Here is a 4,699-nt window from a genome sequence, read left to right as displayed (position 1 = left end):
TGATGATCGTGGTGGGGATCGGGGTTTCCAGCGACGTGACGATCGTCCTCGGTTTGGGGATCGAGACAACCGCGAGCATGGCGGCTTTGATCGTGACCGTGGTGGGGACCGCGGTGGCGATCGCGGATTCCAGCGCCGGGACGACCGGCCATCCTTCGGCGACCGCCCGCGCGGCGACCGGGACCGCGGCGGAGACCGCGGGTTCCAGCGTCGCGACGACCGCCCGCCCTACAGTGACCGTGGCGATCGGCGCGGAGGCTTTGAGCGCCGGGATGACCGACCCTCCTACGGCGACCGTCCTCGGTTCGGCGACCGCGACCGCGGCGGGTTCGACCGCGATCGGGACCGCGGCCGTGGCGGCTTTGACCGGGATCGTGGTGGGGATCGTGGGTTCCAGCGTCGCGACGACCGCCCGTCCTACGGCGACCGCGACCGTGACCGCGGCGGCTTTGATCGTGACCGTGGTGGGGATCGTGGGTTCCAGCGCCGTGACGACCGCGGCGGCTTCGAGCGTCGCGATGACCGGCCGCGCTTTGCGGATCGTGACCGGGACCGCGCTCGGGACGGCGAAGCGACTGCCAGCGAGCCCGCGAAGCAGAGCGACTCCGCTGAGGACTTCGACGAGCTCTCGCTGCCCGACGACATCGACACCTCGGACCTCGACGCCGACATTCGTGCCGAGCTGCGCACGCTTGTGCGGATGAAGGCCGAACTCGTCGGCGGTCACCTGGTGATGGCCGGGCGCCTGGTCGACGAGGACCCCGAGAAGGCATATGCGCACGCCCGCGCCGCGCAGCAGCTCGCTCCGCGCCTGGCCGCGACACGCGAGGCGCTCGGCCTAGCCGCCTACCTCTCGGACCGGTACGCGGAGGCGCTCTCCGAGCTGCGCGCCGCGCGCCGGATCACCGGCTCCAACCACCAGTGGGCCGTGATGGCCGACTGCGAACGCGGTCTGGGCCGGCCGGAGAAGGCGCTGGAGATGGCGCAGGCCCCGGAGGCCAAGGAGCTGGACAAGGCCACGCAGATCGAGCTGCGGATCGTGGCCGCCGGGGCGCGGCGCGACCTGGGGCAGCCGGACGCGGCCGTGGTCCTGTTGCAGGGCGCCGACCTGACGCCGGCTCAGCCCGAGCCGTGGACCGCGCGGCTGCGCTACGCCTACGCGGAGGCGCTGCTCGAAACCGACCGCGAGGAAGAGGCGCGGGAGTGGTTCGCCCGCGCCAGCGAGGTCGACCCCGAGGGACTGACCGGCGCCGGCGAGCGGCTGGCCGAGCTGGACGGACTCACCTTCGACGAAGTCGAGGAGGAGCTCGACGAGGACGAGGCCGAGGTCGACGACGAGTTCGAGGGCGCGGACGACGAGCTCGACGAAGACGAAGATGACGATGAGGACGACGACGAGCCGGACGAGGAGTTCGACGACGAGGACGACCTCGAAGAGGATGACGAGGACGCAGACGACGAAGCGGACGGGGACCACGAGGAGCACGAGGACGGCGCTCCTCGCTCGTCCGCCGAAGAGGGCGTCGGTCCCCACCTGGAGAACGACGAAGAGCAGTAAGCCGGCGCGGGACGCGGTACGTCACCGCCACTGATCACGCGCCACGCGAACGACGATGGGCGAGCCTGCACAGGCTCGCCCATCGTGCTTTCGAGGCCTAGTGGCGTGCGGTATGGCGAGCCCTAATCGGCTCTAGCCCTCGTCCAGCAGACGCAGCACGAGGCCGGTCGCCGGCTTCGGCGCGAACGCGGTGGACTTGCGCGGCATGCGGACCCCTACTGCGGCCAGATCCTTGACGGTGGACTCGGCGACCGGCCGCAGCAGCACCGCCAGGCCGTGATGCCGCTGGGCTTCGACGACCGCATTGCGCGCGTCGTGGTCGAACCGGATGTGATCCGCCGTGTCGGGGACGTCCCAGACCCTCCGGGCGAGCGCCAGGTGCAGGACCGTGGCGTCCAGGCGGCGCCAGGCCTCCGGCCGGTCGTCCGGAATCGCCTCGGCCAGCAGTTCCGGCTTCGGATCCGCGATGATCCAGGCCCGCTGCCGGTCCACCGCGGCCACCGCGATGCGTTCCGGACCTATCCGCCCCAATGCCTCCAGCGCTGCCTTGTACCCGCCCTCGACCTGCGTGACCGTGAAGTGCTTCGCCGCCGCGTCGAGGGCCGGGGCGACTGGCAGGTCCGGGATCCAGCGGTGGATGCCGCGGACCTGGAGCGGATGCCGCTTCGAGTCGACCAACAGTGCCAGGCCTCGATCCGTACCAGGCCGGCCAAGGGTCGCGAGGCGCTGGTAGGCGGCATAACGGTGATGCCCGTCGGCGATCAGGGAACGGCGCGGCGCCAGGTCGGCCGCGATGATCGCGTGCTGCGCCGGGTCCGTGATGGGCCATAGCCGGTGGTGCGTACCGTCCGCGGTGGCCGCGTCGACGATCGGATCGGCACCATCGGCGTACCGCTCCACCAGGTCGGAAGCCGGACCGCCGCCCTCGTAGGTGAGCAGGATCGGCTCCGGGTTCGCCCCGGTTGCGTGCATGAGCGCCCGCCGGTCGGCGACGACCGCGTCCACGACGTCCTCGTGCGGAAGCACCGGCCCCGAATCGTCCGCGGGAAGCTCCAGCGCGCCGATCAAGCCGCGCTGGTGGCCCGCCGGACCGGTCTGCTCATAGACGTAAAGCGCCGGCTGCGGGTCCAGGACCAGCGCTTCTTCCTCTCGCCACTCCTGCAAAGTGCGCGCCGCCCGCCGGTAACGCAGCCGAGCGTCGGGCTCATCCAGCTCCGGAAGGATGAGCCGAACGATGTTATGCGCGCCGCTGCGGGCAAGTCGGTGTGCCTGAATTGGGTCGATCATGTCGTACGGTGGCGATATGACTGCCGCCGGGTCGCCGACCTTGGCGCGTGCGAACCGCAGACCGCGGAACGGGACGAGCGCGAGCCGCCCTTGATGGTCGGTGCGCGCAGCGTCGGCCTCCGGAGCGGGGTTCATACGCAAATGCTATGGGGTGCCGCCGACGGGGCGGCACTACGACGGCCGAGTCGAAAGTGACAGCTCGGGAAAGACGGGAACAGCGGTAATAACGGAACAGATCGAACTCCGGGAGGCGCGAAGTGGCTGAGGGAGCGCAGCAGTGGCATGGCGACGCGGCGGACGAGCGGTGGGCCGGACCCGGTGAGCCGCTCGACGACTCCGCCCTCTCCGGGGAGGTCTACGACTGGTACCAGCGCGGTATCCAAATGCTCGACAGCGGTAATCCGGCGGCAGCAACGCAGCTGCTAGTGCGCGCGGCCGACCGCGTACCGCGTTCGCGTTCCGTTCTGGAGGCCCTGGCACGGGCACAGTTCGACGCGGAGCAGTACGAAGAGGCGGCGCAGGTGTTCCGCACGCTGGCGGAGTCGAACCCCGACGACGATTACGCACAGTTCGGCTGGGGCTTGGCCGCTGCCCGGCTCGGGGACTATGAGCTCGCAGTCGAGCACTTGGCGCTGGCCGCGGCGATGCGGCCGGACGTGCGCTACTACACACAGGCGCTACGCGGGGCGCGGGCGACCGTGCGATCCCGGTCGGGTGCCGGCAAACAGGGCAGGGCCTAGTCGAAGTCGCGGCACCGTCTCGCAGAGTGCACTGACGGGCTGGCCGCTGACAGGTCATGCGAAAATCGGGTGTTGTGACGAACTTGGAGAGCGTGGCGGCGGACGAGGCGACTACGGCGGAGCAAAAGCGGCGGGCGGCGCAGGAGAAGCCGCTCGCCGCGTTATACGACACGGCACTGCTGGACCTCGACGGGGTGGTGTACCGCGGCGCGGACGCCGTACCGAACGCCGTGCCCGCATTGTTGTCGGCGGCCGGTGCGGGAATGCGGCTCGCGTACGTCACCAACAACGCGTCGCGCACGCCCCAGGCCGTGGCATCTCACCTGCGTGAACTCGGGTTGCCTGCCGACGCGGACGACGTAGTCACGGCGGCGCAGGCCGTCGCGCGGATCATCGCCGAGCAGGTACCCGAAGGCGCACGCGTGCTCGCGATCGGCGGGGAAGGACTGCGGCAGGCACTACTCGAGCACCGGCTCACGCTCGTGAACAGTGCCGAGGACAATCCCGCAGCCGTCGTACAGGGATACCGGCCGGACACGATGTGGAAGGACCTCGCCGAGGCCGCATACGCGATCCAGCGCGGTGCACCGTGGTTCGCCGCGAACACCGATCGCACGATGCCTACCGCGCGGGGGATCGCACCAGGCAACGGAGCGCTGGTAGGCGCGGTCGCCGCCGCGACCGGGACCTGGCCGACCGTGGCCGGCAAGCCGGAGCCCGCGCTGCACCGCGAGACCATGATCCGCACGAAGGCGCAGCGCCCGCTCATCGTCGGGGACCGGCTCGACACGGACATCGAGGGCGCGAACCGAGCCGGCGTCGACTCGCTGCTCGTGCTCACCGGCGTCACGCGGCTGCAGGACCTGAAGGACGCGCCGAAGGAGCACCAGCCCACCTATCTGGCCCAGGACCTGCGCGGACTGCTCGACCCGAGCCGGCTCATGCAGTGGCGGGACGCCTGAACTAGAAGATCTTGCGCAGCTTGATCAAGTCGCCGAACGACGCGTTGACCTTGATCCGGCCCGAGGTCCACGCGGAGATGAAGTTCAGGCTGCCGTCCACCAGCTTGAGCAGGTCGTCACTCGGGATCGTCAGCCGGATCTGCGCTTGCGGC

At 70.4% G+C, this 4,699-nt stretch carries 4 protein-coding genes and 1 pseudogene; 3 read left to right on the top strand and 2 right to left on the bottom strand.

Going from position 1 to position 4,699, the window contains the following annotated elements:
* Positions 1–727 (bottom strand): annotated as a pseudogene (locus VFB40_RS16975) (hypothetical protein); the annotation flags it as partial.
* Here VFB40_RS16975 and VFB40_RS16970 point away from each other — a divergent pair.
* Positions 701–1,558: a tetratricopeptide repeat protein gene (locus tag VFB40_RS16970; protein ID WP_324851736.1), complete on the top strand. Its 858-nt coding sequence runs from the start codon at positions 701–703 to the stop codon at positions 1,556–1,558. The pseudogene VFB40_RS16975 and the gene VFB40_RS16970 sit on opposite strands and share 27 nt — an antisense overlap.
* A 132-nt stretch (positions 1,559–1,690) precedes the next feature.
* Here VFB40_RS16970 and VFB40_RS16965 read toward each other — a convergent pair whose 3' ends face one another.
* On the bottom strand, positions 1,691–2,980 hold the full coding sequence (locus VFB40_RS16965; protein WP_324851733.1) for a DUF1015 family protein: 1,290 nt from the start codon (positions 2,978–2,980) through the stop codon (positions 1,691–1,693).
* Positions 2,981–3,102: 122 nt separating this feature from the next.
* Between VFB40_RS16965 and VFB40_RS16960 the strand changes: the two genes are divergently transcribed.
* Together VFB40_RS16960 and VFB40_RS16955 are read left to right on the top strand one after the other, a co-directional pair.
* Positions 3,103–3,585, top strand: a complete 483-nt coding sequence (locus tag VFB40_RS16960) for a tetratricopeptide repeat protein (protein ID WP_324851731.1) — start codon at positions 3,103–3,105, stop codon at positions 3,583–3,585.
* A 92-nt stretch (positions 3,586–3,677) separates the two neighbouring features.
* Entirely contained in the window at positions 3,678–4,547 is an 870-nt protein-coding gene (locus VFB40_RS16955) for an HAD-IIA family hydrolase (RefSeq protein ID WP_349261516.1), read from the top strand.
* Positions 4,548–4,699: the final 152 nt, after the last annotated feature.

It is taken from the genome of Actinocrinis sp., assembly GCF_035650855.1.
GTDB lineage: Bacteria > Actinomycetota > Actinomycetes > Streptomycetales > Catenulisporaceae > Actinocrinis.
Note: the sequence above shows the minus strand (reverse complement) of the source record. Positions and strands in the feature narration are given on the sequence as shown.